This is a genomic window from Hoeflea sp. IMCC20628 (assembly GCF_001011155.1).
GTDB lineage: Bacteria > Pseudomonadota > Alphaproteobacteria > Rhizobiales > Rhizobiaceae > Hoeflea.
Genome location: NZ_CP011479.1, coordinates 3606318 through 3632418 on the forward strand (window position 1 = coordinate 3606318; position 26101 = coordinate 3632418).

Annotated in this window: 27 protein-coding genes; 1 reads left to right on the forward strand and 26 read right to left on the reverse strand. The window is 57.4% G+C overall.

The window, feature by feature from the left end; genetic code table 11:
• Nucleotides 1-41: 41 nt before the first annotated feature.
• A complete protein-coding gene (locus IMCC20628_RS16970; protein ID WP_047031199.1) occupies nucleotides 42-1205 on the reverse strand; it encodes a glycosyltransferase family 4 protein in 1164 nt (387 codons plus the stop codon).
• 145 nt (nucleotides 1206-1350) lie between these two features.
• Here IMCC20628_RS16970 and IMCC20628_RS16975 point away from each other — a divergent pair, with 145 nt between their 5' ends.
• The gene (locus IMCC20628_RS16975) at nucleotides 1351-2340 is read left to right on the forward strand and encodes a glycosyltransferase (RefSeq protein ID WP_047031200.1); all 990 of its coding nucleotides are present in this window, start codon (nucleotides 1351-1353) and stop codon (nucleotides 2338-2340) included.
• Nucleotides 2341-2430: 90 nt separating this feature from the next.
• Here the strand turns inward: IMCC20628_RS16975 and IMCC20628_RS16980 are convergent, their stop codons facing one another.
• From IMCC20628_RS16980 to IMCC20628_RS17100, 25 genes are all read right to left on the reverse strand, one after another.
• Nucleotides 2431-2970 (reverse strand): hypothetical protein, encoded by a 540-nt coding sequence (locus IMCC20628_RS16980; RefSeq protein ID WP_047031201.1) that lies wholly within the window; start codon nucleotides 2968-2970, stop codon nucleotides 2431-2433.
• Nucleotides 2967-3338, reverse strand: a complete 372-nt coding sequence (locus IMCC20628_RS16985; protein ID WP_047031202.1) for a hypothetical protein — start codon at nucleotides 3336-3338, stop codon at nucleotides 2967-2969. The genes IMCC20628_RS16980 and IMCC20628_RS16985 overlap by 4 nt, the downstream gene beginning before the upstream one ends.
• Nucleotides 3339-3343: 5 nt before the next feature.
• Nucleotides 3344-3916 carry a rod-binding protein gene (locus IMCC20628_RS16990; RefSeq protein WP_047031203.1) on the reverse strand — a complete coding sequence of 191 codons (573 nt, stop codon included), beginning with the start codon at nucleotides 3914-3916 and terminating at the stop codon, nucleotides 3344-3346.
• A gap of 58 nt (nucleotides 3917-3974) precedes the next feature.
• On the reverse strand, nucleotides 3975-4382 hold the full coding sequence (locus IMCC20628_RS16995) for a hypothetical protein (RefSeq protein ID WP_047031204.1): 408 nt from the start codon (nucleotides 4380-4382) through the stop codon (nucleotides 3975-3977).
• 1 nt (nucleotide 4383) lies between these two features.
• On the reverse strand, nucleotides 4384-5139 hold the full coding sequence (fliR, locus tag IMCC20628_RS17000; RefSeq protein WP_047031205.1) for a flagellar biosynthetic protein FliR: 756 nt from the start codon (nucleotides 5137-5139) through the stop codon (nucleotides 4384-4386).
• Entirely contained in the window at nucleotides 5136-7223 is a 2088-nt protein-coding gene (gene flhA, locus IMCC20628_RS17005; RefSeq protein WP_047031206.1) for a flagellar biosynthesis protein FlhA, read from the reverse strand. The genes fliR and flhA overlap by 4 nt, the downstream gene beginning before the upstream one ends.
• 167 nt (nucleotides 7224-7390) lie before the next feature.
• The gene (locus IMCC20628_RS17010) at nucleotides 7391-7657 is read right to left on the reverse strand and encodes a flagellar biosynthetic protein FliQ (protein ID WP_047031207.1); all 267 of its coding nucleotides are present in this window, start codon (nucleotides 7655-7657) and stop codon (nucleotides 7391-7393) included.
• A gap of 166 nt (nucleotides 7658-7823) precedes the next feature.
• Nucleotides 7824-8222, reverse strand: a complete 399-nt coding sequence (gene flgD / locus IMCC20628_RS17015; protein ID WP_047031208.1) for a flagellar hook assembly protein FlgD — start codon at nucleotides 8220-8222, stop codon at nucleotides 7824-7826.
• Nucleotides 8213-8662 carry a flagellar biosynthesis repressor FlbT gene (gene flbT / locus IMCC20628_RS17020; RefSeq protein ID WP_047031209.1) on the reverse strand — a complete coding sequence of 150 codons (450 nt, stop codon included), beginning with the start codon at nucleotides 8660-8662 and terminating at the stop codon, nucleotides 8213-8215. The genes flgD and flbT overlap by 10 nt, the downstream gene beginning before the upstream one ends.
• Entirely contained in the window at nucleotides 8659-9006 is a 348-nt protein-coding gene (gene flaF / locus IMCC20628_RS17025) for a flagellar biosynthesis regulator FlaF (RefSeq protein WP_047031210.1), read from the reverse strand. The genes flbT and flaF overlap by 4 nt, the downstream gene beginning before the upstream one ends.
• Before the next feature lie 52 nt (nucleotides 9007-9058).
• On the reverse strand, nucleotides 9059-10111 hold the full coding sequence (locus tag IMCC20628_RS17030; protein ID WP_047031211.1) for a flagellar hook-associated family protein: 1053 nt from the start codon (nucleotides 10109-10111) through the stop codon (nucleotides 9059-9061).
• Between the two features lie 4 nt (nucleotides 10112-10115).
• Nucleotides 10116-11579: a flagellar hook-associated protein FlgK gene (flgK, locus tag IMCC20628_RS17035; protein WP_047031212.1), complete on the reverse strand. Its 1464-nt coding sequence runs from the start codon at nucleotides 11577-11579 to the stop codon at nucleotides 10116-10118.
• Between the two features lie 33 nt (nucleotides 11580-11612).
• The gene (locus tag IMCC20628_RS17040) at nucleotides 11613-12875 is read right to left on the reverse strand and encodes a flagellar hook protein FlgE (protein ID WP_047031213.1); all 1263 of its coding nucleotides are present in this window, start codon (nucleotides 12873-12875) and stop codon (nucleotides 11613-11615) included.
• Between the two features lie 117 nt (nucleotides 12876-12992).
• Entirely contained in the window at nucleotides 12993-13664 is a 672-nt protein-coding gene (locus IMCC20628_RS17045; RefSeq protein ID WP_047031214.1) for a response regulator transcription factor, read from the reverse strand.
• 280 nt (nucleotides 13665-13944) lie between these two features.
• Complete coding sequence (locus tag IMCC20628_RS17050; protein WP_156174551.1) at nucleotides 13945-14523, reverse strand: transglycosylase SLT domain-containing protein; 579 nt, start codon at nucleotides 14521-14523, stop codon at nucleotides 13945-13947.
• Nucleotides 14465-16063 carry a flagellar hook-length control protein FliK gene (locus IMCC20628_RS17055; protein WP_047031216.1) on the reverse strand — a complete coding sequence of 533 codons (1599 nt, stop codon included), beginning with the start codon at nucleotides 16061-16063 and terminating at the stop codon, nucleotides 14465-14467. Before IMCC20628_RS17055 ends, IMCC20628_RS17050 begins: the two co-directional genes overlap by 59 nt.
• Nucleotides 16064-16080: 17 nt before the next feature.
• On the reverse strand, nucleotides 16081-17682 hold the full coding sequence (locus IMCC20628_RS24340; RefSeq protein ID WP_052766482.1) for a chemotaxis protein: 1602 nt from the start codon (nucleotides 17680-17682) through the stop codon (nucleotides 16081-16083).
• A 2-nt stretch (nucleotides 17683-17684) separates the two neighbouring features.
• Nucleotides 17685-18953, reverse strand: coding sequence for a MotB family protein (locus IMCC20628_RS17065; RefSeq protein ID WP_047031217.1), 1269 nt, complete (start codon nucleotides 18951-18953; stop codon nucleotides 17685-17687).
• The gene (locus tag IMCC20628_RS24345) at nucleotides 18950-19570 is read right to left on the reverse strand and encodes a hypothetical protein (RefSeq protein WP_156174552.1); all 621 of its coding nucleotides are present in this window, start codon (nucleotides 19568-19570) and stop codon (nucleotides 18950-18952) included. Before IMCC20628_RS24345 ends, IMCC20628_RS17065 begins: the two co-directional genes overlap by 4 nt.
• Before the next feature lie 308 nt (nucleotides 19571-19878).
• Entirely contained in the window at nucleotides 19879-20856 is a 978-nt protein-coding gene (locus tag IMCC20628_RS17075; protein ID WP_047031218.1) for a flagellin, read from the reverse strand.
• A gap of 322 nt (nucleotides 20857-21178) precedes the next feature.
• A complete protein-coding gene (locus IMCC20628_RS17080) occupies nucleotides 21179-22150 on the reverse strand; it encodes a flagellin (protein WP_047031219.1) in 972 nt (323 codons plus the stop codon).
• Between the two features lie 265 nt (nucleotides 22151-22415).
• Nucleotides 22416-23387 carry a flagellin gene (locus IMCC20628_RS17085; RefSeq protein WP_047031220.1) on the reverse strand — a complete coding sequence of 324 codons (972 nt, stop codon included), beginning with the start codon at nucleotides 23385-23387 and terminating at the stop codon, nucleotides 22416-22418.
• 265 nt (nucleotides 23388-23652) lie between these two features.
• Nucleotides 23653-24624, reverse strand: coding sequence for a flagellin (locus IMCC20628_RS17090; RefSeq protein WP_047031221.1), 972 nt, complete (start codon nucleotides 24622-24624; stop codon nucleotides 23653-23655).
• Between the two features lie 224 nt (nucleotides 24625-24848).
• Entirely contained in the window at nucleotides 24849-25586 is a 738-nt protein-coding gene (fliP, locus tag IMCC20628_RS17095) for a flagellar type III secretion system pore protein FliP (RefSeq protein WP_047031222.1), read from the reverse strand.
• Nucleotides 25583-26092, reverse strand: coding sequence for a flagellar basal body-associated FliL family protein (locus IMCC20628_RS17100; RefSeq protein ID WP_047031223.1), 510 nt, complete (start codon nucleotides 26090-26092; stop codon nucleotides 25583-25585). The genes fliP and IMCC20628_RS17100 overlap by 4 nt, the downstream gene beginning before the upstream one ends.
• Nucleotides 26093-26101 lie beyond the last annotated feature (9 nt).

The following is a 26101-nucleotide window of genomic DNA, read 5'->3' on the forward strand; positions in this document are numbered from 1 at the left end:
GCCATTCCGGCAACGCGGTTAAGGTCAGATTTTACAATCTGTTAACCATCCCGCCCGAGACCAATTTCCAAGGCACGTTTCAAACCGTCGAGCTGGAGCGAATGAAATGTGCGTCCGTCGCAATCGAGCTGTTCTCCGGCGCGGGACCGGCCAACCATATCGTCGAGGGCAGCAGCAAACGCGACGGGGTCATCCGCGACGGTGCAATTGGCAGGCGGGGTGGTGATTCCACGCAAGGCATTATCCGTCGCCACCGATGGCAGACCCATCTCGAAGGTCTCGATGGTCTTGAGCTGGACACCGGTGCCTGTGCGCGAAATCAGCGGAATGACCCGGCACGACCGGACAAAGTCGCGGGCATCGGCGACGCGGCCGAGAAAGGTCACATTGGCCGGCGCCGGTGGTGGCGACGCACCCAGGCCGCCGGCAATCGCTATCGAAAAATCCGACGGCAAGCGCGGTACGATTTCGGCCAGAAACCAGTCAAGGCCGGCGCGGTTGGCGGCCCATGTCCAGGATCCGATCATTCCCGCATCATAAAGTGGCGCGCGCGCAACCGAACCTTCGGGCGGCGTTACGGACGTGACCAGCGGCAAGACGGTGGAGCGATCCCCCTGCCCGACGCCAAGCTCCAGCCGATCAGCCTCGGCAAGGGTAAATACGTGGCTGGATGTCCTGCACAGATCGCTTTCAAGCGAGGCGAGCAGGCGGGCGTCACGGTAAAACAAATGCCGGGTAAACCAGTTTCCGGCGTTGGCGGCATTGTCGGCGGCGCTGCGCGCTTCAACATTGTGGGCGACAAAGGTGCATGGCCACGCCTCAAACACATCGAGGAATGCGCCGGGCAGTTGCACGGAATTGAGGATCAATCCGTCAATCGAGCCGAAGCCGGACAGCGCCGTGCGAATATCGTCCGGCGTCACCGCGTGCATCTTTGCAACGGACACCGGTTCGCCATGAAAAAACGCGTCCTTGAGCCACAGCGCCTTTTGCAGTTTGCCAACCCGGGCGTTGGTGACTTCCAACTCTCCCAGAACCCTGGTGTGTTCAGGCGTGGCGGGCTGGTGGCCGGGCTGCAGGAAGCCGAGCACGGACACCTGATGGCCGATCAGCCGGATGGCATCGACAATCACCCGGTTGGCGATGTCATAGCCCGAAGCGGGCGCTGCCACCGGGACCAGCGATGAAATGAAGACAAAATGCATGGGGCTCGGTTCCGATTTCACGGGCAACCATAACCCAGCGGTTTTACCGGTGCATTAAAGCCACGTTTCAAATGCCGCATGACAGCTTCAGGCAATTTTCAGATTCCTGTGGTTGTATGGCAACTTATCAATTGGACGCACCGCCATGACGCCAGATCGCATTTTCATCACCGAGCATGCCCGTTCCCGCGCTCTGAAGCCCGAGGCCATCCGTGTCGTCGTGACGCTGCCGACATTCCGCAGGCCGGATCATCTGATCACGACGCTGGACTCGCTGCAGGCGCAGGGACTGGGGCCGGATACAGCTGTTGTGATCATGGACAATGACGCCGAGGGGCTCGAAGGAGCCATGGCGGCAGCGGACTGGCTGGAAACATCGTCTGTCAAGGGCATCGTCATCGTCGCGCATCAGCGCGGCAACTGCCATGCCTACAATGCCGGCTGGGAAACAGCCCTGGCTGAATTCCCAAAACTCACCCACATTGCCGTGATCGACGATGACGAGATCGCCGGACCCGGATGGCTGTCGGGCCTGCTGACCACCGCGCGGAAAACCGGTGCCGACCTGGTTGGCGGACCGCAAATTCCGGTGTTCGCCGACAAGTCGCTCAACGGCTGGCGCAGGCACCCGGTCTTCACCCCGCACTATACCGTTACCGGCCCGGTACCGATCCTCTACTCCTCGGGCAATGTGCTGATATCGAGGTCGGTCCTCGACATGATGCCGCGACCGTATCTCGATCCGGCCTTCAATTTCATTGGCGGCGGAGACAGCGACTTTTACCGCCGGGCAAAGGCACGCGGTTTCGGCTTCGGCTGGAGCGCGGATGCTGCCGTGATGGAAACCCTGCCGTCGCGCCGGGCCGAATTTTCCTGGCTCAATGCGCGGTCGCTGCGCAACGGCGCGATTTCCTCGATCCTTGAAAAGCGCCAGAGGCCGGGTATTCCCGGACGGGTCCGCACCATCGTCAAATCCCTTGCCCTGCTGGCGGCGGCGCCGTGGCGCGGCCTGCGGCTCGGGGTTCAAACCGGCTCCGCAGTGATCGGGCTCTATCACATCCAGGTGGCGCTCGGGCGGCTGATGGAAGAGTTCGGCATGGTCAACGAGCAATACCGGAACCCGGAAAGCAACTGACTTTCTGTCATGCTGCTGCATAGCCGCGCGGAACACCCAAAGCGGTGATCACGCGGTCCTTTCCCGTTTGCTGATGATATTGCGATAGCTTCAGTGGCTCGGGGCTGACGCACCGGGCGCCGGATCGACCTCACCAATGGGGTCGCCTGCTTTCATGGTAAAGCGACCCTGGCGCATATTCGACCGGATATCCGACTTGGACAGGAAATCGATCTGCTCGACGATAATGTCGTGAAACACCTTCTCTCCGACCCGTTCGTTGAGCGACTCGCGGATAAGGACCTTGAAGGCCTCGAGATCGAATTTTTTCAAGGAGGGGAAATCGATGACCTGTTCCCCGACAAGCGCAGTGTAGAGCTGGTCCATCACCAGAACCGGCAACGGGATTGTCAGCAGATCGGCCTTTGCCGGATCGACCGTGTAGGAAATCCGGGTCAGAAAATAGCCTTGTACCGCACCATCGCTGATCACCGGGATCGAGGTGACTTCGCCGCGGATTGTTTCGAGCCCGCCGAACATCTCTGCTTCGGGTTCAACGCTTTCCTTGGTGTTGGTGGCCTGGATTGAAAAATAGACCGAGGCAAGCGCCACGACAGTGATCCAGACGCCCGTGACCAGCAGTTTGATCATGACAGATCATAGGCCCTGAACTGGTCAGCCGAATAGGTGCCGTCCGCTTCGGACTCGGTGACTGTACCCTTGATCAATTCGGCGATATCACGCACCGCCTCCATATGTGCCCCGACCTTCAGACTGTTGACGTCCAGCTTGGCCTTGACTGTCTTGAGATGGTCCAGATGCGCATGATCCAGCCGGTCCGGATTGATGCCCTTGAACAACATCGTCATGTCGTAGAGGCAACGGCTTTTCACCGCATTCGACTGTCTGAGGTCGAATTTCGGATCTGAACCTATGGCCGCATTTTCGGCGTCGACAATCGCTTCGAGGCGAAGCAATACGGCCTCGACACGGTGATCACGGTGAGTGTGTTCGTTCATCTTGGTCAGGCCCTCCGGCCGGTGTCTTGGTTGGAATCTGCTGGTTCACCGGTTGCGGTGATGTCCGCAAGGATGTGTTTTTGAACTTCATTGACCAGGCTGGTGGCGCGATTGGAAACGTTGGAGCCGACAGTGTCGGCGGCTTCGGGCGTCAGGCCCGACGTGAAGCGGTCAGCCAGCATGCGCTCTGCAATTCCAATACCGCCACCCTTGGCCAGAACCGCACCCAACTGCTCGGCCATCATGGATTTCCAGATTTCGCCGGCTGTGCCCTTGCCATAGAGCTCTTCGCTGTCGGCGGGCAGCATGCTGCCAATGAAGTTCTGCAGAACCATGGCCTCAAAGCGCTGGTAGGATTCGGCATTCTTGTCGGGCGCGGCGTTGGGTTGTTCGGGGTTCACCGAAGCCAAGGGCTCGGCAGAGGCCAGCAGTTGATGCTCGAACGCCGGCGTTCCGGCAGCCTGTGCGGATTTGCGAACCGACGCCGCTTCCAGCATGGCTTCCGCCCTCTGGGCGATGGCGGGATCGGCAGCCTTGACCACATCAAGAATGAGATCGGTTGCTATTTGTATGGACAAAGAGCGCCCCTCGTAAAAAGTGACCGGAAATGATCACTGTCATTGTGGCTGACGAAGCTTACGCTGGCCTTGTGCCGTTGACCCGAGCACCGAGCGAGATTTCCAACAGGTCCAGCAAGGCTTCATCGTCGGCCGTGCGTTCCTCGTCTTCGGTCGCCTCCGCCGCCTGATCATCGAGCCGGTCGGCTTTGGTTTTTTCGGTCAATACCCGCCGTTCCTGCATCGCCTTGATTCCGGTGAGTTGCTGGGCGCGGGCAGAGAGCCGTTGAAACCGCAGGGCATATTGGTGCGACATCGCAGCATGGACCGGATCGAAGGAGCCGACCGCGTCGACCAGAGCCGCCTGAGTCTCCTCTGTGGCAGCCTGGGCCCGCAATGTATGGGACAGTTCATCTTCGGCCATCCGCTCTATCTGCCGTTGGACACGGACAAGGCGGGCGAGTTTTTCAGCACGTGACGCCGCCATGTCAGGGTAACCCCGTAAACAGCGGCTCGAACCCGGCGAGATACAGAGAAAACAACGTGGTGGAGCCGAAATAGAACAGGATCAACCCACCAAACAGGATGAACGGTATCGAGATGAAGTAGACCGGAATCTGCGGCGCCAGCTTGTTGACCATGCCGATAGACAGGTTGAATATCAGCCCGTAGACGAGGAACGGGCTGGCAAGCCTGAGCACCAGCATGAAAGCGCCCGTCAGCGTGTCGGTGAGCGTCAAGAGCGCCATCCTGGGTTCAAAACCGGAACCAAGCGGCATGAAAGAGTAGGACCGGACCAGCGACGCGATCACCAGATGGTGGAAATCGCCCAGAAACAGCACCAAGAGCCCTGTCAGGGTGATTACCGCCGTGATGTGCCCCTCCGGTTCATTCTCCAGGATGCCGTTGGCAGGTGCCGCATTGAAACCGATCGCCATCGACATGGCGGTACCGGCAAACTGCAGAGCCAGCACAATGTATCGTGCGATCAGACCCAGCGTGACGCCGATCAGCATTTCCGAGCCAACCAGAAAAATGTAGATGCTGTCTCCACCCTGGACTTTGGGATAGACCGTGTCCCAGAGAATTGGGAGTAACGCCATCGAAATGGCGACGGCGAGCAGCAGACGGAACTGCACCGGAATCCGGAAGCTGGCAAAACCCGGCAACACCATGAAGCAGCCGCCGATCCGGCAGAACGTCGCGAACAGCGCGAGGACCGTTCCTTCCGGATCGTCGATCACGAGATCGAACCGAGTAGCTTGATCTCGATGCCCCTCGCGATTTCCACATGGGACAGCACTGGCAGGGTGGCGAAGATCCGTTCGACAATCATGCGGACATAGGGCCGCGAATCCGGCGACGTGACCAGCACAAAGGGCACACCCTTGTCCATGTGTTCGCGGATCACCTTGGTGGCTTCTTCGGAAAACTCCTCAAGCATCCGCGGATCGATGTCGAATTCGATGACTTCGCCCTTCGGATCGCGCTTGAGCGCCTGGTGGAAGGCCAGATCCCAGCGGCTGCCGAGCCTGAGCACGTTGAGCTGCCCGTTGCGGGCGATATCGCCGCACAGTTGCTGGGCCATGCGGATGCGCACATGCTCGACGATCTGCTCGGTCTTGCGCACATGCGGCGCGAGTTCGGCAACCGCCTCGAGAATGAGATGCAGGTTGCGGATCGAGACGCGTTCGGCGAGCAACAGCTTGAGCACCGCCTGGAAGCCGGAATAGGACATATGCGAGGTGCAGATTTCGTCCGCCAGCTTGCGATATTCCGGGTCCAGCCTGTCGATGAGGATCTTCATGTCCTTGTAGGACAGCAATTGCGGCAGGTTGTTGCGGATGACTTCGGAAAGATGGGTCAACACCACCGAGACATTGTCGATCGGCTGGAAGCCTTCGCGCTTGAGATCCTCGGCAAAGTTTTCCGGAATGGACAGGGCGGGCAGGCCAAAAGCTGGCTCGCGGATCTCGTCACCCGGCAAGGACGGACGACGCGACCCCGACAGCACCACCAGCAGTTCGCCGACCCTGAGATCATTGGCGGCAACGGTGGTTCCGTGAATGCGGATCTGGTAGCTCTTGTCCTTGATCGAGATGTCGTCGGAGACCTTGATCTCTGGAACGACGAACCCGTATTGGGTGGCGAATTTCTTGCGCATCTTGGATACGCGAAAAGCCAGTTCCTCATGCGACCCCAGCAGCTTGGTCGCAACCTGCTTGCCCAGCACCAGTTCGATCTCGGCGGTCTTGAGGATCGATTTGACTGAATCCTTTTCCTTGTCTTTTTCGTCCTGCTCGCCACGGTGAATCACCTGCGCCTCGGCGCGGGCTTTCTCATCGCGCTGACGCGGAATGATCCAGCTGGCAAAAGCCATGCCCGAACCCAGAAGCATGAATGGCAGGAAGGGCAAACCAGGCATGACCGCCAGCAGGAACAACAGGCCAGAAGACGCAAAGAGCGCCCGTGGATAACCACCCAGCTGGTCGATCACCGCTTCGTCGGTGGAACCAAGCTGGCCACCGCGCGACACCAACAGGCCGGCTGCGAGCGACACGATCAGGGCGGGGATCTGGCTGACCAGTCCGTCGCCGACCGACAGCCGGACAAAGACATCCGCCGCCTCGCCGATCTGCATGTCGTGGCGGGCATAACCGATGATGATACCGCCGAACATGTTGATGCCGGTGATCAACAGTCCGGCAATGGCGTCGCCGCGAACGAATTTTGACGCACCGTCCATGGAGCCGAAGAACGAGCTTTCCAGCTCCAGTTCCTTGCGACGGAGTTGGGCCTGCTTGTCGTCAATCATGCCGGCGGAGAGATCGGCATCGATGGCCATCTGCTTGCCCGGAATGGCGTCAAGGGTGAAGCGGGCGCCCACCTCGGCGATGCGGGTGGCGCCCTTGGTGATGACGATGAAATTCACCGTGACCAGAATCAGAAAGACAATAAGTCCGATGACGAAATCGCCGGACATGACCATCTGCGAAAACCCGCCGATCACCTTACCGGCTGCGTCAGAACCAAGGTGGCCTTCGGACAGGATGACACGGGTGGTGGCGATGTTGAGCGACAGCCGCATCATCGTCGCGATCAGCAGAATGGTTGGAAAGGACGAGAAATCGAGCGGCCGCTGGATCCACAGCGCCACCATCAGGATAAGAACCGAAAAGGCGATCGAAAACGCCAGACCGATATCGATGAGAAAGGCCGGGATCGGCAAGAACAAAATGGACAGGATGACGACAATGCCGAAGGCAAAGCCCATGTCCTTGCCCTGGAAGTTGGACTTCTGAATCGCCAGCGCCTGCGGATCGGCCATATATGCGAAGCTCCGGATCACGGCGCCGGCATCATGCCCGCGCAATTGGTCCCGTCGACCCTAGTGGTTGAAGCTTGCGCGAAGGTGGCAGGTGTGTTGCCGGAGACCCAGCGTCAAAACAGCATGTGGATGCTGCTCCGTCCGCGAGCGATCCAGACTCAGCCGGATCAGAACCCGGATTCGATGCGCTGGAAGACGATGTTGGTAAAAGTCGATATCTGCGCGCCGACAAAAGGCGCCGAAACGGCGACAGTGATCAAGATGGCGACGATCTTGGGAACGAAGGTCAGGGTGATTTCCTGAACCTGGGTCAGCGCCTGAATGAAGGCGATGCCGACCCCGACAAACATCGCCACAAAGACCGCCGGACCCGAGCAGATCAGCACGGTCCAGATCATGGTCTGGACGATATCAAGAGCGTCAGCTTCGTTCATCTCGAACGGTATCCCTCATGGATGGGCTCTGTGTGCAAAGCAGGCCGGAGCCTGCTGCTTTATCCGGAACTGTACCGGCCAGGCAGCGCCAGCCGATTTGTTCCAATTTTCATTCCGCCGGCATTCCGGACGGAGACCCAGCCGGGTCGATCCACCTGAGTATACCTTACCTGATCGACACGCCCGATGTCACGGCAAGTTCCTGGCCGCTGGCGAGAATTGCAGTCAAGCCTGCGGTCGTCACGCGAACTTCATCCACCACTCCGGTAACCGTGCCGTCAGCGTTGGTCAGTTCGCGTCCGATGATGGCCCCTGCCTGGCTAAGATTGGAGGACTGCAGCAGCAATTCCAGATTCTTGTTGGTCTGGATCGTCTGCTCGACCTGACTGAAGGTGGCAAGCTGGGCGATCTGGTCGGTTGCATCCATCGGATCGGTGGGGTCCTGGCTCTTCATCTGCTGCACCAGTAGCGTCAGAAAGGTGTCATAATCCAGTGCGGTCTTTTTGGCTGCGGTCGCCGCAGCCGACGTTCCGGATGTTATGGCGTTTACTGCGCTTACGTCCATGGGGCCAGCTCCTTGCGGATTTTGTCGATGGTGCCTGCAGGCATCGCCGATGAGTTGAGGATTTGCTCTTCCACCGGATAGAGCGCACGGATTGCCTTGAGCGCCTCGAAGGCGCGGCCCTGGGTTACCATGCCGTCGATGTGCTTGAGCTCGATCTGCACTTCATCATTGGTAAAGCAGGTCAGCAGCATGACCACGGATTTGCGGAACATCACCATGGACTGCTCGGCGCCTTCGGGATTGATCAGCATCATCTGAACGATGAAGTAGAGCTGCCTGAGCGGCGTTGTCGCCTGCTCCGGCTGCAGCACGTGGTTCTCGAGCAGAAACGTCACATCATTGAGAAACTCAAGCGCGACTTTGCGATCGACCCGAAGCACCGCTCCATTGATGAAGATGCGTTCGCCGGCCTTGAGCGAAATGCGAAGTGAACTTTTCATTTCAGCCCGTCCCTGATGATGATCGAGATATCGATGATGCCCTGAAAGTTGTCCGACTGACGCTGCCTGATGCGTTCGGCTTCCTTGATGACCCAGATCCCGATCGAGATGAGATTGGCTCGAAGCTCTTCGGCCAATTCATTGTCAGGTGATGCCAGATCTTCGACAAACCGCACCCAGAGGCGGCTGACGAAGTAAACCGCCTCGATGGCATCGCGCGATTCGAGGCCGTTGGCTTTCGCTGCAGTCAACAGGGATATGGAATGATTGATCGCCTCACGCTCGCGTTCACGCGCTTCGGCAACACCATCCTGCTGAACATCCGCATAGGAAAACTGGTACATTCAGACGCCCTTCATGTTTGTCGGCTTTACCCGGTTACTCCGGGAGACACAGTTACAGGTAATTCATAAGATTCAATTGCTGGATCCGGGCCGTCAGCGCATATGACATCTCAACCTGGGTCAACAAGGCTTGCATGCGTGTGGAGGCCTCGTAGGCATCCACTCCTTCGATATCGACCACATGCAGGGTCAATATCTCGATCTGCGAGCTCAGCGAGTCATTGGCTTTGGTCACGCGGTTTTCGGACAGTCCGAGACTTCCGCGCTGATTGTCGATCCCGGTTATCGCCTGACCGGCATATTCCATGGCGCGGGTGTTGACGGCGACACGAACTTCGCTGGATATCGGCGAACCGAGCAATTCCAGACCGATCACCGCAGCCAGCGCGAATTTGCGCATGCCGTCCGCATTTGCATTGACCCCAGAATCGACCACTTCATTGGTCAGGATGCGACTTGAAATGTTGGTGTCGTTCGCACTCGACCAGTTGGTGTTCCAATCGGGACCGCTGAACGCCGGTTCAAGCACATTGGTGATGAAATCATCCATCTGGGTGACGGTGATGTTGACGGCCTGCGGGTCGTCCTGTGTATAGCCAAAATGAGCGAGGAAAGTCGTGTCGAATGCCGCCTTCGCGGCAGACCCCGCGCCGAAATAATCATCAAGCGGCTTTTCGCTGGAATTGATACCGGCAAACAGGTACTCGCCATTGGACGACGTATTGGCGGCCACCGTGAACGCACCCAGCGCGGCTTCGACGTCGCGAACGGCAACCCCCAACCGGTTGGCATCGTCTGCACCGCTGACGGAGATGAATGCCTCAAGCATCTGTTGCGCACTGTCGGCCATCAGGTTGAGGGACAACTGGGATGCCGAAAGCCTCTGGGTGACCAGCGAGTTGGAAGCCTGCATGCTCTTGAGACGGGTGACGTCGTTGTTCAAGGTAATGCTGTTGGAGGTTTGCGCGCCCAACGCAAGACCGATATCGGCGTACCGTCCGGTGACGATTTCCTTCTGCAGTGTCTGCACTTCAGTCTGGCCGCGACTGATCGTCAATCGCATGGCGTTCTGCATGGCCTGGTTGGAAATGAAGCTGGTTTTCATGATCCTATCCCACCGACGCCATTAGCGCTTGCAGCATTTCATCAACAACCGAAATGATCCGCGCAGAAGCCTTGTATGACTGTTCAAGCTCAAGCAGCATCGACATTTCCTCATCCAGCGAAACACCGGTTGCATTGGAATGTGACTCCACCGACCGGAAAAGGGTCGCCTCGCGGGCTACCGCGGCAGAACTGGCCTCGCTGCGGGTGAGTTCAAGCCAGCCCACAGAATCGGAGGAGAAGTTCAACAGGCTGGTAGATGACGAAAGCCCGGCGGCCGGGTCGAATGCCATCGGGGTTTCCAGCGCGATCACATAGGAATCCAGTTGTGAGGTAAAGCCAGTTGCTCCGGTGGTATTGGCGACATAAGCGGCGCCATTGATCCCGCCATCACGCAACAATTGCGGATTGCCGCCAAGCGACAGCACCAGCGCAGGATTGATGGTGATAGTTGCTGCGATGCCGGGCACGAGGGTTGCGCCTGCCGGAACGGTGCCAGCGGACCATGTGAACAGGCCGGGCTGATCGGCAAGTGTTGGAACCGCCGACTGGTCTTTCTCTGCAAAGGTGACGACGAGGGCCCGGGCAATTTCGTCAAGATGGCCCTGCATCTCCGGCGCGTATTCGTCGCGGATTTGCAACAAGGCCTGCAGCGAACCGCGTGCCGTGGTGGTCGCACCCTCACCCGACGACAACTGAACGCCGTCGATATATATGGAATTGCCTTGAAGGGAGGCCGAGAACCCGGAAGAGGCTTCAAATGTAACCGGGCGCGCCACGGTTTCAAAAAGTGTCGTACCGTCTGCGGTGTACAGCGCCATGTCATTGCCGTTGCGGGTGACCGAAGTCACCCCGACAATTTCGGATATCTTTTTGAGAAGCGCATCCCGCTGATCCAGATCGGCACTGACATCCTTGCCGGTCTGGGTGCCGCGATAGACATTGTTATTGGATTCCTCGAACTGCGAGAGCAATTCGTTGAGCGTGTGAACCTGGCGTGAAATTTCCTGATCGGCATCAAGCCTGACATTCTGGACAGCCGCAGAGGCATCACGCAACCCAAGAGCAACGGTGTTGGCATCCGCCAGAGCTGTTTGGGCAAGCGTGCTTTCACCGGGCTTTGCAGCATAGGTGGCCAAGGTGTCGCGCATCGCGGCAATAAGGGTGGCTGGGGCGCTTTCGTAGTCGTTGCCGCCGAGGATGTCTTTCAGATTGGTGATGCCGTCCAGGAGGGTGCTCTGGCCGCTGGCCACGGCCGTGCTGCTGACGCTTTTCTCAAAAAGCACCAGATCCTGAGCGCGCTGAATGCTGACAACCTGAGCGCCCGCCAGAGAGGTGGCCAGCGCGGCGTTGCGCTGAGAGTAATCGGGATTGGAGGCATTGGAAATATTGCGCGACAAGACATTTGTCTGCGTCGAATAATTCGACAGAGACGTTTGCGCAGTATTGATCGCCGATGACAATGACATTGCGTGGGTCCTTTAACGTCCCTTACCGACGGTCTAACGCTTGAGATTGACAAGGACATCCATCAGGTCAGAACCTGTCTGGAAGACCTTGGAGTTGGCGGTGTAGCTGCGCTGCGACGAAATCATGTCCGTCAGCTCCTGGGCCAGATCGACGTTGGAGCTTTCCAAGGCACCTGAAACGATTGATCCAAAGCCACCGCTACCGGCAAAGCCTGTCGTGATGATTCCGGAATCGGCCCCTTGCGCATAGACGTTGCCGGCCAGTGGCCGGAGCATGTCCGGGCTGGCGACGTTTGCCAGCGCAATCCGGTACAATGGCTGCAGATCACCGTTTTCGAACTGAGAGTAAATCGTGCCATCGGCGGAGATCTCGACATCAATCACAGCGCTGGGTGCATTGCCGTTGACGTCGGCGTTCTGGACCGTGAACTTGTAATTCAATTGGGACATTTTCGACATATCGACGGTCAGTGACGCACCGCCGGGTACGTTGAGCGTGATGTCTGTCGCACTAGCTGCAGCCAGTAATCCGTTGTTGGCCGGATCAAATTGCAGCGTGGTGGTGGCAAGCGCCGGAGATGTGTAGGGAAAGGCCGTGTTGGGAGCGCCAGTCGACCGGTCATACACAGCGACTTCAAAGGTATCGGCTGCAGTTTTCGTATAATAGAAATCGAGCAAGACTTCCTTGCCCAGATTATCGTAAACCACCAGCGAACTCTTGTGAGAGTATTCCGCAGTCGCAGCATTCGCTGACGGAAGATCGGCAGCCGCAACGATCGTGGCGCTGGCATCGAGGTTGGCAGTAAACACACCCGTCGTCGATGCGGTCGCAGTCAGACTGCCGGAGGCAATATTGACCGGGACCAAACCATCGAAGCCATTGACCACCGGCGCGGGCGGACCGCTGGCGTAGTCATAGCCCATCAGAGTGTAACCGGCGGCATTGACCAAATTTCCACTGCCATCAGGAACAAACGATCCGGCACGGGTCAGGAAGGGGATTCCACCTGAATCCTGGACAATGAAAAAACCATCACCATCCAACGCCAGATCAGTGGCTGACGTGGTGAATTCCAGCGGCCCTGCCTCGGTAATGGCATAGCGGACGTTGGTGGTCACGGCACCGGAATTGTAGGTGCTGTTGGAACCCGGGAGGATCAATGAGGAAAATTCGGTCGACGCCCTCTTGTAGGCGGTCGTATTGGCATTGGCGATATTGTCGGCAACGGTGCTCAGGCGGCTAGCCTGCGCGTTCATACCGGACGCGCCGGTCTGCATCATTCCATAGAGGCTCATCGCATCATCCCTCGTTTCATACGGTATTCCAGCCTAGCTGGTGGGCCTTGCGTGAACCTGATTCCTTACATGTAAAAAAGGCAATCGGCCGAATTCATCCGGCCGGTCGCGATCAGCTCAAGCCCAATCAATCAGGTAACCAAGAAAGCGCTTGGAATCGATGGGATCGAAGTCAAGACGCTTGCGCAGTTTCTTGCGCAGTTTGGAGATATGGCTCTCCACCACATTCTCTTCGACGTCTTCATCAAAGATCCCGTATATCGCATTGAAAATCTGTTGTTTGGTTACCCGGCGGCCTCGGTTGGCCACGAGGTATTCCAGAATGCGCCGTTCGCGCCTGGGAAGGGCGAAGGGGCGGTTCTCAATCTCGGGATCGCGGCCATCGGAATAAACCCGGATCGGCCCGATATCGACATGGTTCGTCACCGCCTTGAGGCGCCGCCGAATTGCCGCTGCACGGGCCAGGATTTCGCGCGGATGAACCGGCTTGCGGACGACATCGTCAACACCGCTATCGAAGAACGCCAGAGTCGATTCAAGCGACGGCGTATCGCTGACAGCGATGACCGGAGCTTGTGACCTGTCGCGAATTGCGCGTGGCAAATCCAGCGTCATCTGGCCTTGCCCGATGAGGAACGCCTCGACAGCATCCAGATCCGCATCCGCCGCTGTCTGGACCCATTCGCCGAATTCTATGGAATCAAAAGTTGCCGAAGGCACCCCTTCCCGTCCGAAAAGGGAAGTGTATCCGTCTTTAACCAATTGCCGATCATCAACCACTACGATCATTCGTTCGCCTCCGAATCAGTGTGGTACATCATGGAGCCAAGGAGTACGAAGCGCGGGATTCAGGGTAAACTATGAAAATCACATGGTATTTTTTAACAATTGATTAACCATGTTTTCCGCTGATTTGGCTAGATGTGGTACCAGTCCTGTTGATAAGCACAATCATCTCGGGAAAAGGTTAACAAGGAGTTAATTTTTGCTTGCACCATTAATCTTTGCCTAACGTTTGACAAAATCGTCCGAAAGCATCCTTTATTCTATATTTCTATCTTTGGTTGCATTAATTGCAGAATGCCTTTGCCTGAGGCGTCCATGCGCCGTGGCCCGTGGCGACAAGGTTGGCAATTACACGGCAGACGTAATGTTTTTGCGCCGGATCATTGTCAGGGCCCGCGTGATACCGGGCGACCGCCATTGTCCAGGTTTCGTGGCGCGCATGCAATCGGGCGAGAAACCGTGCGGCGTAGTCAACATTGGCGTGCGGATCGAGCATGGCGGCCACGGAAGCAAATTTGGCGCCGTGATAACGATAATTGATCTGCATGCAGCCCAGATCAATCAGAGTTTTGCCGTCGGCGCGGGCACGATCGAATTCCCGGATCGCATCGGTGCGGCTTTTGGCAAAAACAGTTCGCCCCTCAATGTTGAGCGCATAAGGATAGAGCGACCCCTTGCGTCCGGTTTCAGTCAGTCCGACGGAATGCAATATTCCAGGCGGGACACCATGGGCTCGCGCAGCACTCAATATTTCGGCTTCACAAATGCTGGTGACCGCCGCTGCTTGGCGAGGCGAGCTGCCCTCAGAGATAAACGCCGTCAGAGCGACCAGTGCCAGAACCAACATTCGAAGTGTGTTCATGCCCTTGTCTCCCCTGCTGATTCTGCTGGTTTGTATTGTTTCCGTTGTTGTTTCCACCGGAAGATTTCGCATCACCGGGTTCATTGCCCTGAAAGCCACCAGAAAATCCCTGATTGGCGGACTTGTCGGGACTGGCCACATGCTGGATGGTGATCTGCTCAACGGCATACCCCTGGGCACGCAAGGATTTGACAATCGACTGACTGTCGTCGGACAGCTGACGGTAGGCTTCGGCAGATTCGACCTTGAGCTCGACGGACAGCGCCTCACCGGAAAGTTTCATGACGGCGGTGACGCTGCCGAGCGACATCGGATTGAGTTGAAGCTTGAGTGTGTGCAGAGTCTGCCCGGTCTGAGGCGCGGCAGCGCCAGCGGCTGCTCCTGTTGGTGCCGAACGCTGCGCAGCGAGAGCGGCATCACCGGCCTCACCCAATGCGCTGGTCAGCAATTGCGCGTTGCCTGACACTTGTGTTGCTGGCATGAACCGGCGCGATTCTACGACTTCGACAGTGCGCGGCTTCGCCTCGATCTGCTCGTCGGGCTGTCTATCGACGCTGGCGCTCTTTCGCCCTGAAGCGCCAGATAGTCCATCATTGCCGGAGGCTTTGATTTCAGCCGTACTGGCGGGAGATGCCTCCCTCGAAAGACCAAGTGCTGCCAGTGCCTCCTTGGTTGCGGCGCCGCCGCCGTTTCGCTCTGAAGCGCCGGAAGGCCGATCATTGCCGGAGGCTTTGGTTTCGGCTGTCCGGGGCTCAGCGGTGCCTGAAGGTTTGGTTTCCGCTGTCCGGGGCTCAGCCATGCTGGTGGGAGATGCCTCCCTCGAAACACCCAGCGCGCCAAGCCCATCCCGGGGTGCGGCTGACTTCTTCTGTTTGTCCGCGGTGACCTCGGAAGACTGCGCTTTGGTGGGCGATTGCGCACCCTGACCGGCACCTATGCTTAGCGCAGGAGCAAGACCGGGAGCAGCAGAGGCCGCGTTCAGCGCGATAGCCGGCGAAGCATTGTTTGCCCTGGCGTCGGACTTCGACTGGGGGGTCTCGACACTATCGGACTTTGCCTGCCCCTGAAGGCCTGACTTGGCGTCCTGGTCTTCAGACGTCAGGTTTGTGACTTTCGAGGCAGATGTGGTTGGGTTCATCTGTTGAGTTGCTGTCAGAACACCTGAAGCCACTTCGTCAATTCCACTCTCGGCTGCCATAACTTCGTCAGGCGGTGTTTCCGCCGACACAAGCTTTCCGGGTTCTTCACTGAAGGCGGCACTGGACATCAAGCCCGACAGCAAGGTCAGCATTTCGTCGGAACCGGAGGAGGCTAACAGCGACTGGTTGTCTGTGGCATATTCTTCGGTGTCGACGGTCTCGGCATCTGCCTCGGCGTCGCTGCGATCATTGGTGTCGAGCCGACCCCGATTGCCTGCGGCACTACGTTGTTCTCCGAAAAGAATTGCTGAAAATGCAGCATTCCCCGTCCCACCCTTCGACTCTGCGGCGACGCTCTCGCCCAGGCCGGTTGACGCCCGTGCCGGCACCTGCCGTTGCATTACCAAGTCCAAAGCGCTCAAGACCCTTTATCCTCTTCAACTCCCTCGAGCATCTTGTCTATGCGCTCGAGCGTTTGTTTGCGGTCGGCGACATACTCGCGGAACACAGCGTCCTTCGCGACCGTTTCTTCATCTTCTGGCGAAACTGTCGGTTTGGTCTCCAAAGTGCTTGCTAGTTCCTCAATGCCGCCGTCCGGCACCTGGCTATCATCGACCTTGTCCGATGCAGCTACATTGGGCGAAAATGCTTGCGTGAGGCTGTTCGGATCGGGTTTACGGATAACCTCCTCGGCGATTATCAAAGCGGCCTGGCGCAATGCCTGGTCACGTTGCGTCAATTGGCCTTGGGACACCGCGTTGATGTCTGCCAGAACAGCAGCAACACCATCCGTGGGAATTCTTGACATGCCTGAATAGAGTTCCGCCAAAGCCTGCGGCAGCTTGTCGGAGGGCGTGAACAAGGTCTCAGCCTTTTTGGACGCCAGCACAGCCAGTTCGCGGAGGCCTGAGATGGCCGCCTTCCGGGCAATGCGGAGATAGACCTCGCGTTTGCGCGGCCTGTCCATAAAAGACAGAATCTGGTTCAAACGCTCTTCGCCAACCTTGTCATAATGAAGCACCACCAGATCAACGAGAAGATCTGCATACTGGCCGGCATAGGGTGAATCGATGAAACGCCGGGCGTAAATCTGGGCGTAGTTCAAGGCCCTTTCGACCAGGTTTTTTTGCACAGCGATAAACAGAGAACGGCGCAACGCCGCCTCCTCGACCAAGGTTCCTGGCGCGGTCAACCGTGCCCAATCGAACATGTCCAATGCAGCGGAATCATTGGCCGCTGCCATTACATTGGCCGAGACAAGGGTCAGGTAGGGACCGATTTCGGTATCCCGGTAAATCTCGACGACTTCGGCAAGGGTCGTCTTGATCGTCGCAGCCTTTCCGTTGAGATAGGCCCGGAGTACCGTGGTCACTTCGTTGTCGAAGTTTCCGTATTTGTCCCTGATCGCCAACATCTCGAGGGTCTCGGGATTGCCACCGCTCATGGCATAGATCAGTGCGGCATCCACATTGCGCGGATCGTCAAATACATCCTGCTCGGCCTCGCGCAATCGAGTGTCGATGACGCCTATGAGGAAGCGCTGCATCTCCATCGCCGAGTGATCACCCTGAACGACACTGTCCTGGACGAATTGCAGCGACCGTATCAACTTGTAGGGTGCCAGACCGTCGAGGCCACCGGCTACCGGAACGCCGGGTTCTCCGTCATCTGCGCCGAAAGACGGAGCCTTGACACCAACGGGAGAATTTTCGGCTTCCGCACCGCTTTCATCGACGGGTTGCTCGGACGTTTCGGCAGCAACCTCATGGGAGTTTGGATGCTCAGGCTCAGCCGCATCAGCGGTGTCTGGCTCAGGCTCAGCCGCGTGGGCTTTACTTGGGTCAAACACATCCGCACGGGGCGGCTCGGGCTCGGTGGCATAGGCCTCAACTGCCGCAGCGGGCGTCTGGCCGTCAGTAGCGCCATGACCAGCGGACTTGTCCTCTGCCGACACCCCAAACGTAAACATCGCCGCGAGAACGGCGAGGCTTACAGGAATTGCGCGAAACCTGGACCGCACGGTCAGCTCCCCTGGCCCTCAACGAGAATTTCGATGCGCCGATTGACCTCCGAGAATGGATTTTCGGGGTCCTTGAGGCGCCGATCGGCGAAACCTGACACCTGAAAGATGCGATCCTCCAGAACACCGCCTCGAACCAGCATGAAAAGGGCTGAATGGGCACGCGCCATCGACAGACGCCAATTGTCGTCATTGCCCAACGCGAACGGCCGTGCGTCGGTGTGACCGCGAATGGCGATCGCGCCGGGACGTTCGGCGAGTATCTGTCCGATCTTCTCCATGGCCACGACCAGATCGCGCGCCGGCACTGCCGATCCGACATTGAACATTCCGAAATCAAGCTGGTCGGTGATCGACACCAGCAAACCGCCTTCAGCCGGAGTCACTGTGAGCCCTTCGGCAAGCTTGCCGACTGCGCCACCGAGCGCCTTGGCGATTTGGTCCTTGAGAACATCAGCTTCGGCTTCGGCCTCTGCACGTTTGGCAGAAGCCTGTTCTGCAGACAGCCCGCCAGTGCCATTTTCACCAGGCGTCTGAGCGGACTGACTCCCCATGGGACCGGCTTCGGGGTTGCCATCCTGGCCGGGTGTCACCCGGTTACCCAGTTCGTCAATGGCGTCAGTTGGCGTCAGGTTTTCCTGGACCCGCTCGGCCTTGACCATGGACTGGCTTTCTCGCAACGATACGCGCTGCTCTTCGATTTGCTTGGACCAGAAATCGGGATCAAACGGGTCGCGATAGGCCTCGCCGCCGCTGGCCCCGGTCGCCGGGCCGGACTGCGCCGCGCCGCCATCCCCTTTTGAGGACGTATTGGTCTGGGTTCCTGTTTCCAGGGCAATTTCCGCCAGAACAGAATAGGGATTTTCAAAGTAATCGGCTTCCGAATAGGACTCTTTTTCACCGATCGTGGTGTTGTCCTTTTCGCCGGTCTCCCCAGCCTGGCCGTTACTGGTGACATCCCCGTCGGCTTCGGATTTTGGCGCGCTGGATTCTCCTTCAGCGCTGTTTCCAACTTCCTTGATACCGCGATCGGTTGGCCGTTCGTCTACCAATGTGATTGGATTGAAGTAGCTTGCGACCGCCGCCTTGGTTTCTTCATTGGCCGCGTTGACCAGCCACATCACCAAAAAGAACGCCATCATGGCTGTCATGAAATCGGCGTAGGCAATTTTCCACGCTCCGCCATGGGCGCCATCATGATCGCCGCCGTGGCGCCGCTTGACAATGATGATTTCGTTCTTGCCCTGGTGCGTGGATGAACCGTCACTCATGCCGGGTTCTCCACCAGGACTTTTGTCCATTCCGATATCCGGCTTACAAAGCGGGTCCGGTCAACTTCGATTTCAACATCGACGCCGTCCGCTTCACCAACGACCAGCCTGTCGGCATCCGGGCCGATGATTTGGCGCAAGGCCTGGATGACGCCTTCCGGTCCGGATACCGAAATCCGTGTGGCGTTATCCAGCTCCAGGATTGTCCGGATCTCGTCTGCAAGACCTGCGATGATCCGCGTCCGAATGGCATCATCGATCAACGGCGCCAAAACGGCTTCGACATCACCGGCAATCAGCCCGGCGATGTCGGCGCTTCGAGCGGCAATTGCTTCAGGTATGGTCTGCGCGGCAAGCATTTCCAGCTCTGCCTTGACCGTGGCAAGCTCCTCGGCGTGGCGGTTCTGCGCGGCCTGCAGGTCGAGTTCATGCTGTTGGCTCATCTCGGCTCTGGCTGCGGCTTCGCCTTCCGCCCGAGCTTGCGCGCGTATGGCCGCGATATCGATCTCCGGCTCCGGCTTGGCTTCGGGTGCCACATGGTGAGATCGAGACGCATGGAGAACCTTGATGCCGGGCACTTCGAAGTCCGGGAGAAACCGGGCGAGACTGGCCGTCATGATTGTCTCCGATTGATCTCGGTAGCTGGCAATGAGCAGTTCAATTTCTTTCCCTTCGAAAGGCGAAAGCAGGGACGGCAAAGCTGCAGCGCGCCGTCGTGCTCCGGCGAAACCTAGAGAGCAAAACTTGTGTGAGCATGAACGATGGCCAAATCAGCCCTATTGGCACCAATACCGTGTGACCAAATAGCCGCTGGACCGCACCAAGGGCAATGTTGGTGCGGTCCAGCTGATCCACCATGACCGATGACCGGCGGCACAGCAGAATTCGATATGTCTGTCCGCTCACCAAGGGAGCGAGCCCCGGCTTACTGCTGGAAGAGCGACAGGATGTTTTGTGAATTCGAGTTCGCGATCGAGAGGGACTGAATGCCCAGCTGTTGCTGCGTTTGCAACGCTTTCAGCCTGGTCGATTCTTCATTCATGTCGGCATCAACCAGTCTGCCCACACCCTTGTCGATCGAATCCATCAGATTGGCGACAAAATCTTCCTGCATCGAGACGCGCTTGTTGATCGCACCCAGGTTGGAAGCCGCATCTGTCATCTGGCTGAGAATGGAATCAACCACCCGAACCATGTCATCGACCTCAGCATCGGTTGTTACTGCCGTCAGCGTGATTGCCGCGCCGGAAGCTGTAGTGCCCGTCGTGGACCCTGTGTCGATCAGAAAGTAGTTACGCGCAGTGGTCGTGGCCGCGTCCGGGTCGAGCGCATTGGCGTCGATATCCTTGGTCAGAATACCAAGGCTCTCATTTTTTTCACCGATCATTGTGATGCTGGTGACACTGACATCCAGCGTGGTGATCGTCACCAGGCCATTGACGTCGCGGTTGAAGCCGCCGACGATTGATTTGGTGCCTGCTGCCGCAGTGGACGAGTTGTTGAGCCAGTTTTCGCCGGAGAACGAAGCCGATTCGGAAATTGACTGAAGCTGGTTCTTGAGCTCGGTAAGTTCCTTGTCGATCTTGGTCTTGTCAACGCCAGGTTCGCGGGCCGCCACGAGCTTGGCCTTGATTTCAGAGATCACGTCAATGGAACTGTTCATCGCGGTATAGGCGATGTCCACCTTTGCAGCTCCAAGTCCGAGAGCGTCTTTCACGGTGGAAAGCGCCTTGTTGTCGGATCGCATGGTCGTTGCGATCGACCAGTAAGCCGCGTTGTCGCCGGCGCTGCCGACACGAAGGCCCGAAGACACCCGCGCCTGCGTCGTTTCCATGTCGGTGTTGATCGTCCGAAGTGTTTGCAGAGCAGCCATTGCGGCTGCGTTGGTCATAATGCTGGTCATAATAAATGCCCCATAAATTGCCCAGGGACATACCGGCCTGTTTTTTCCGGTTACGGTGATCTTGCATCATGCAACCCGGAGCAGACATTGCCCATGCGTTCCGGTTCACCGTTGGTAACTAAGAGGTAAACGTTTATGGTTAACCAACAGTTAACTCAACCCCTTGTTAACCGAATGGGGCCAGAACCGGCAGATAGAGTCAGTGTACGACGCATTGAACAGGACGCATTTGAACGCAAACAGGCCGCATCGTTTCCGATGCGGCCTGTTTGCGTCTGACTGGGCCGGAACCACCCGAAGGCGGCTCCGAATCAGTCCCATCTTAACGGAAGAGCGACAGGATGTTTTCCGAGTTCGAATTGGCGATCGACAGTGACTGAATGCCGAGCTGCTGCTGGGTCTGCAGGGCTTTGAGCCGGGTCGATTCCTCGTTCATATCCGCATCCACCAGACGCCCGACACCTTTGTCGATGGAGTCCATCAGATTGGCGACGAAATCCTCCTGCATGGAAACCCGGCTGTTGACCGCACCAAGGTTGGAAGCGGCGTCGGTCATCTGGGTGAACATCGAGTCCACCACACGGATCATGTCCTCGACCTCAGCGTCGGTCGTGGCGGCAGTCAGAGCGATTGCCGTGCCCGCTGCCGAAGTGCCTGTGGTCGAACCTGTGTCGATCAGGAAGTAGTCCCGAGCGGTACCGGTAGCATTCGCATCCAGCGCATCAGCATCGATATCCTTGGTCAGAATACCAAGGCTCTCGTTGGCAGCACCGATCAGCGTCGTTGACGTAGTGTTGACATCAAGCGTCGTGATGCTCACCAAACCGGCGGAATCCCGGTTGAAACCGCCAACGATGTTCTTGGTGCCGGCGGCAGCCGTGGTGGTGTTGTTGAGCCAGTTTTCACCGGAGAACGAAGCCGATTCAGCAATGGAAACCAGCTGGTTCTTGAGCTCGGTGAGCTCCTTGTCGATCTTGGTCTTGTCGACGCCAGGCTCGCGGGCAGCTACCAGCTTTGCCTTTATTTCGGAAACCACGTCGATGGCGGATTCCATACCGGTATAGGCAACGTCGACCTTCGCAGCGCCGAGGCCAAGGGCATCCTTGACTGTCGACAACGCCTTGTTGTCGGAGCGCATGGTGGTTGCAATAGACCAATAGGCGGAGTTGTCGGCCGCACTCTCAACACGATAACCTGACGAAACACGATCCTGCGTCATTTCCATGTCGGAATTGATCGAACGAAGCGTCTGCAGTGCGGACATCGCGGCGGAGTTAGTCATAATACTTGTCATGGTGGTGTCCCTTTAGACAGCGATACATGGGACATACCGGACTTGGACACCGGCAATGACAGCAAGGCTTCATACCCGTCGCCACCGGTTTCCTCCGATCAACGACCCGTCATTCATTGACGCCAACATGAACGGTTAGGGTTACGGAAGGTTTAACTGGCGGGTGATCGCTTTAACAAATTCTCTCTCCGTAACAAAAACACGCCGGGGAGCAATCCCCGGCGTGTGATGTAGACCTGCTCTGAATTCAAGCCCGGCGCGTTCCTTAACGGAAGAGCGACAGGATGTTTTCCGAGTTCGAATTGGCGATTGACAGTGACTGGATGCCAAGCTGCTGCTGGGTCTGCAGAGCTTTCAAGCGGGTTGATTCCTCGTTCATATCCGCATCCACGAGACGCCCGATACCCTTGTCGAAGGAGTCCATCAAATTGGAGACGAAGTCTTCCTGCATCGAGATACGGCTGTTGACCGCACCAAGGTTGGCGGCTGCGTCCGTCATCTGGGTGAACATCGAGTCCACTGCACGGATCATGTCCTCGACTTGAGCGTCAGTCGTTGTTGCAGTCAGAGCAATAGCCGAACCAGAGGCGGTGGTACCGGTGGTCGATCCGGTGTCGATCAGGAAGTAGTTCCGAGCGGTACCGGTGCCATTTGCATCCAGCGCATCAGCATCGATATCCTTGGTCAAAATACCAAGGCTTTCGTTGCCAGCGCCGATCAATGTAGTTGTCGTAGTATTGACATCGAGCGTCGTGATGCTCACCAATCCACCTGAATCTCGGGTAAACCCGCCGACAATGTTCTTGGTGCCGGATGCAGCCGTGGTGGTGTTGTTGAGCCAGTTCTCACCGGAGAATGAAGCCGATTCAGCGATGGACACCAGCTGGTTCTTGAGCTCGGTGAGTTCCTTGTCGATCTTGGTCTTGTCGACACCAGGCTCACGAGCAGCAACCAGCTTTGCCTTTATTTCGGAAACCACATCGAGGGCAGATTCCATACCGGTATAGGCAACGTCGACCTTTGCTGCGCCAAGGCCGAGAGCATCCTTGACTGTCGACAGGGCCTCGTTGTCGGAACGCATGGTGGTGGCAATCGACCAATAGGCGGCGTTGTCGGACGCATCCTCAACGCGGTAACCTGACGAAACACGGTTCTGCGTCGTTTCCATATCGGAATTGATCGAACGAAGAGTCTGCAATGCTGACATCGCGGCGGAGTTAGTCATAATACTTGTCATGGTGGCGTCCCTTAAAACAGCGATACTTGGGACATGCCGGGCTTGTTTACCGGCAATGACGGCGAGACTTCATGCCCGTCGCTGCCGGTTTCCTCCGATCAACGACCCGTCATTCAATGACATCAGCATGAACTGTTAGGGTTACTGAAAGTTTAAGCGGTAAATCATCGCTTCAACAATTTCTCTCTCCGAAACAAGAACACGCCGGGGATTGCTCCCCGGCGTGTGTTATTGACCTGCTCTGAATTCGAGCCTGGCGCGTTCCTTAACGGAAGAGCGACAGGATGTTCTCAGAGCTGGAGTTGGCGATCGACAGTGACTGAATGCCGAGCTGCTGCTGGGTCTGCAGGGCTTTCAACCGGGTCGATTCCTCGTTCATGTCCGCATCCACCAGACGACCGACACCCTTGTCGATGGAGTCGCGCAGATTGGAGACGAAGTCTTCCTGCATCGAGATACGGCTGTTGACCGCACCAAGGTTGGCGGCTGCGTCCGTCATCTGGGTGAACATCGAGTCCACTGCACGGATCATGTCCTCGACTTGAGCGTCAGTCGTTGTTGCAGTCAGAGCAATAGCCGAACCAGACGCGGTGGTGCCGGTGGTCGATCCGGTGTCGATCAGGAAGTAGTTCCGAGCGGTACCGGTGCCATTTGCATCCAGCGCATCAGCATCGATATCCTTGGTCAGGATACCCAGGCTTTCGTTGGCAGAACCGATCAGCGTCGTCGACGTGGTGTTGACATCAAGCGTCGTCAACTTCACCAGACCGCCGGAATCCCGGTTGAAGCCGCCGACGATGTTCTTGGTGCCGGAAGCCGCTGTGGTGGTGTTGTTGAGCCAGTTTTCACCGGAGAACGAAGCTGATTCAGCAACCGACTGAAGCTGGTTCTTAAGCTCTGTCAGTTCCTTGTCGATCTTTGTCTTGTCAACGCCAGGCTCGCGGGCCGCAACCAGCTTTGCCTTGATTTCGGAAACCACATCAATGGCAGATTCCATACCGGTATAGGCAACGTCGACCTTTGCTGCGCCGAGGCCGAGAGCGTCCTGCACAGTTGACAGCGCCTTGTTGTCCGAACGCATGGTGGTGGCGATGGACCAGTAGGCGGAGTTATCGGCCGCAGAGCTGACCTTGTAGCCCGACGAAATGGCGGACTGAGTGGATTCCATGTCGGAATTGATTGAACGAAGAGTCTGCAGGGCAGACATCGCCGAAGCGTTTGTCATGATACTTGTCATAGGTTAGTCCCTTGTGATTACGCAATACTAGAGAGGGACATACCGGGCTTACTGTTTTACCGGTCACGGCGTTTCGGCATCATGCCTGTTGGAACCCGCCCGCACAACGAAGGGGTTCCGTCCCGTCGTGTTGGCAACATATTCCCAGTTCCGGCTTTCGAATATGTTAATCGACAGCGGAAATTTGATTCAAATTAAGCATGGTTAACAGTGACTTAAGTCGTTCAGACGAAGGACCGAACGAGACTGCCCACGAGCAGATTCCAGCCATCGATCAAGACAAAAAACAATATCTTGAAGGGCAGCGATATGGCTGTGGGCGGGAGCATCATCATGCCCATGGACATGGTGATGGTGGCGACGACCAGGTCAATCACCAGAAATGGCAGAACCACCAGAAAGCCGATTTCAAAGCCGCGCCGGATTTCCGAGATCATGAAGGCAGGCACGAGCACCCGCAAATCGATCTTGCCTGCGGACTCGGTGGTTTGGCCCCGCTCGGTGGCGATATCGATAAACAGAGCGACATCCTTGGGCCGGGCGTTGGCCAGCATGAACTCCCGAAACGGATCGGCGATCAGCGGGATCGCTTCCTTTTCTGTGATCTGGTTTTCGAGAAGCGGGTTGATGCCCTTGTCCCATGCCTGGTCGAAGGTCGGGGCCATGACATAAAAGGTCATGAACAGAGCAAGACTGACCAGGATCATATTGGCGGGCGTCGTCGCCAAGCCCATGCCAGAGCGCAGGATCGCAAAAGCAATGATGAAGCGCGGAAAACTGGTCACCATGATCAGGATTCCAGGCGCCACCGAGAGCACGGTCAGCAGACCGAAAGTCCGGATGATCCAGCTGGCGACAGACCCGTCCACCGGCACTTGCAGCAGGCTCGGGTCGATTGCCTGACTGTGTGCCGCGGTTGCGAATGCCATCACGGCTGCAAAGACTGTGATAAATCGAATCATTCGATTACAAAGGTCCTCAAGAGGATGTCGTTGACGCGGCCTTTCGAGCGTAGTCTCACACGTTCACCCAGGTCTTCACGCAAATACTGGAACCCGCGCGGCCCCTCAATCTGCTGAAGCGATACCGTCCGCAGATAGGCGAGAATATCCTGCTGGATCGCGTCGCCAATTTCATTGTCCGGTTCACCCTCGAAAACAAGCGACACTTCGATTCGAATCCAGTTCTCGGACGGGTATGACAGGTTTGTGGTTATCGGCTCAAGCGGAAGAAGGTTTTCCCGCAGTTTGTTTTCGTCGTTCTCACCCTTCTTTTCCTCATCACCGGCGTGAGGAGCAGCAGCGGCTGTCTCCTCCGGCTCGGCCACCTGCGGTGCAAGGATATCGCCCAGCATCCAGCCGCCGCCTGCGGCGGCGAGGCTGAGAACGGCCACAATCGCAATGGTGACGATCAGGCCTTTCTTGGATTTGCCCTTTTCCCCATCGTCGTCGTCGTCGGTGTCAGCCATGATCAGCTC